2 protein-coding genes and 1 pseudogene are annotated in these 3,826 nt (G+C 42.0%); all 3 read right to left on the bottom strand.

What is annotated here, in order from left to right:
• Positions 1-499 (bottom strand): annotated as a pseudogene (locus QVP40_RS07625) (extracellular solute-binding protein); the annotation flags it as partial.
• Positions 489-2,189 carry a cache domain-containing sensor histidine kinase gene (locus tag QVP40_RS07620; protein ID WP_022067875.1) on the bottom strand — a complete coding sequence of 567 codons (1,701 nt, stop codon included), beginning with the start codon at positions 2,187-2,189 and terminating at the stop codon, positions 489-491. The gene QVP40_RS07620 and the pseudogene QVP40_RS07625, both read right to left, overlap by 11 nt.
• A complete protein-coding gene (locus tag QVP40_RS07615; protein ID WP_022067874.1) occupies positions 2,164-3,702 on the bottom strand; it encodes a response regulator transcription factor in 1,539 nt (512 codons plus the stop codon). Before QVP40_RS07615 ends, QVP40_RS07620 begins: the two co-directional genes overlap by 26 nt.
• Positions 3,703-3,826: the final 124 nt, after the last annotated feature.

Genomic DNA, 3,826 nt, shown 5'->3' with positions numbered 1-3,826 from the left:
GAAGGGCATCTCCATAGCTTTCATACATCTCTTTGATTCTTGGAGACGTACATTTCTCAAATACCTCTGTAAGATCCTCCACAAGATCATTTTCCACCAGCTCCTTCAGGATCTCCCTGTCTGTGACCACCATTATATCCGGAAGATTCTGATCCTTTACCAGGATATTTACAAGTTCACTGTAGCGCTCCTCTGTATCCATATATACGGTATCATTCTGTATGTTCAGCATTTTTCTAAGGTATCTGGTATAGGCATTATCCTCATAGGTATCTCCTTCCGGAAGATTGGAATTATTGGCTCCGCTGATCTGGGCAAGAGTATAGGTTACAAGCTCCGGATACGCCCCGTAGGGTGTTGTTTCTGCCTTTTCCATTGCCCTTCTGTATTCTTCTGATACGTTCTGCCCGTTTTTTTCGTGAGATATTTCATGTTTTCCGCAGCCGCAGAATACACAGACCACAAGGAAAAACACAGCTCCCATTCTTTTAATTTTCATCTCTGTACTCCTCTTTTGGCACTCTTATCTCTACTGTTGTTCCTATTCCCGGTTGACTGAAAATACAGATAGAAGATTTTTCTCCATATAAAAGCTTCAGTCTGTCGTGAACATTTTTAAGCCCATATCCTTTTGCCTGATACGTTACCAGAGTCTTTGCTTTTTCCGGCTCCATCCCCGGTCCGTTGTCTGTTACTGAAAGAAGGATTTCCTTACCTTTATCCAGACAGGCAATACAAAGGATTTTTTCTCCGTCCTCTTTTTCATCCAGTCCATGCTCCAGGGCATTTTCCACCACCGGCTGCAGAAGAAGCTTGGGTACCTTTTCGTTTTTTATAGAAGAATCCGTATCCCACTGAACGGAAAATTCATGATTATGCATTACAAGCTGGATTTCCAGATACGCTTCTGTGTTTTTGATACAGCTTTCCATGGTTACCATATCCTCGCCGCGGCTGAGGGCTGTTCTGTAAAATGTAGAAAGGGCCAGCGTTACCTTACTTATCTCCTTCTGATTGCTCCTGATCGCCATCCAGTTAATGGCAGACAGGGTGTTATAAAGGAAATGCGGATTGATCTGAGCCTGAAGCGCTTTCAGTTCAAATTCCTTCAGGGCGATCTTATTGACATAAACCTCATCAATAAGACGATTGATCTCATCCATCATTCTCCGAAAGCTTCTGATCAGGATTCCCACCTCGTCCTCACTGTCGCTGGATACCACAACCTGCCGGCTGCCGTGATTCACCTGATCCATATTGGCAGTCAGCTCTTCGATTTTTCTGGTAAATAATCTGGAAAAAAATGTTCCAAGCACAAAAATAATCACACCGCAGATACAGATCAGAGGAATTTCTTCCAGAAAAAGTCTGGACACTGCCCCGGAAATAGAAGCCTTTGACCGGAAAAGATAATACTTCCAGTTGTTTTCCCTGCTGGCACTTTCTGTCCATGCGCACTCTTTTTTCACTGCTTCCAGCGCCTCCCCGGGACGTGCGCTTTCTGACTGAATACCGGGCAGTGCTACATCCTGATACAGGATATTTCCTTTGGGATCCACGATCATTCCACCGGTTTCATCCTCTGTAATATTGTCAAAGGCCTGAAAGATTTTATCATAATCCAGAGTAATACACAGTACAGCCTCTAATTCTTTTCTGTCATATATGTTCCGTACTGCTGCAACTTCTTTCCGTTCTTCGTTCACTACCCACTGGATTCTTACATCCTCCTCAATACTTTTGCTCCACCACTCTTCCCGGATTTTTTTAAGAGGAACAAGAGTATATTCATGTTCAACCCGGATGCTGTCCGCAAACAGCTGAATCTGTTTAATGGCTTCATGATAGGATTTTGGCACTGAAAGGAGGGGATCCGCCACCTTTGTATACTGCTCATACGCCGTATAATTATCCATGTTCTTTTCTTTGATAATCTCCTCAATATCCGGAGAATATGTAAGATAATTAATCAGACTGGTGTACACAGCAACCTGACTGTCAATGTTTTCCCTTGTCTGTTCCAGAATAGAATCCATATCCTCCATTTCCCTCTGACGGACAAAGGAGCTCATACGCATATGGCTGTACAGAGCAAGAACTGTCATTGGAACAAGACTTGCTCCTACCAGAAGAAGTGTCAGCTTGTGACGGTACTTCATATTTTTAATGATCTGATAAAGCTTCCTCATCCTCTCCTGTTCCTTTCCTGTAGGATTCCGGACTGCATCCGTAATATTCCCGGAAACTCCGGCAAAAATACGATACATTGGCAAATCCTACCTTTTCACTGATCTGCGCCACCTTCATATTTGTATTTTTCAGCAGTTCTTTTGCTTTTTTCATACGAAAAACACGGATATACCGGTTCAGATTCATGCCTGTTTCCTTTTTAAAAATAAAGCTCAGATATCCGGATGAAAGATATACCTTTTCCGCAAGAGTTTCCAGGCTGAGATCTTCCGCATAATGCTGATAGATATAATTTTTTACTGCAGCCACCTCATTTCTTGATTCACTCATGGATCTTTCCAGAAAGCTTTCGTACTCTCGGATGTTTTCTTCTGTCACCTCCAGAATCTCCATAATGTTTCTGCAGTTATATAAACGGTCAATTTCATGTTCAATTCTCCGCTCCCCCGAAAACTGATTCTCCTGAAAAAGCTCCTGTATCACATTGGAAAACACAAACTTGATATACATGGCAGAATATTGAGTATTATCGCTGTATTTTTCCTTCAGACACTGATAATGCTTTCTGAGCTGCCGGATATCTTTCCTGCTGACGTCTTCCGAGATCAGCTGCAAAAGTCTGGAATCCTGTACCTCCTTTACTTCCATATTGAGATGCGCCTCATCATTGGAATAAATGTGCTTTTCCGGATGATAAAATTTTTCTTCCATCTGCTGCTCCAGCTGGCTCATGATCTCTGTAAGACATTCATAGCCTTCAAACTTTTTGCTCACTGCCAGATAAAAGCTTTCCTTATAGTTTCTTTTCAAAAACATATAAATGTGATTTGCCACAAGACTGTAATCACAGTAATTATCCTGAAATAAAAGCAGTGACTGTCTGTTGTTCAGATTCAGATAAAAAAATACCCGCCTCAGCTCTTTCTGAAGCTCTGTGGAAAAATTCTCTTCTGCAGTGTCAAAAAACGCCATATCCGATTCTATCAGGATCGCACAATGCCAGCACTTCCATTTTTCCAGATTGATCATGCCTTCTGATTTTTCCAGGATATCTTTTTTGCCTGTATAAAGATAGCTTTCCAGAAAATACTCCTGAAGGAAATCCTGTTCCTTTTGCTCCCTGGTTTCCTTATCCTTTTTCTTCAGAATATTTTTCTTTGTTTGATTTATGGTCTTGTGAAAGCTTTCCGGCTCTACCGGTTTCAGCATATACTCTGTTACTCCATATCGGATTGCTTCCTGGGCAAAAGTAAAGTCACTGTATCCACTGAAAATCACAACCTGAAGTCCCGGATTCAATTCTTTTGCCTTTGAGGTAAGCTCCAGCCCGTCCATGTGGGGCATTTTGATATCTGTCAGAAGCAGGTCCGTCTCCTCACTTTTCAGAATCTGCAGAGCTTCTCTTCCATTGGAAGCTTCTCTGATGTTCCACTCCCCCTCTTCCATGGCAAGAAGATATTTGATTCCTTCACGTTCCAGCTTTTCATCATCTACGATCAGCACTTGTATCATATTTTATTATTCCTTCCTTTCAGCCATTAAAAATCTGACATCCGCTTTATTGTATCATTCTCAAACAGCCCCTACAAGGATACCGGTTCTTGAGTTTCCGTAGTTTTATCCACAGCCCTCCTAT

It is taken from the genome of Blautia sp. CAG:257 (assembly GCF_000433815.1).
Classification (GTDB): Bacteria; Bacillota; Clostridia; order Lachnospirales; family Lachnospiraceae; genus Blautia_A; species Blautia_A caecimuris.
This window is presented reverse-complemented; position numbering and strand designations above follow the sequence as displayed.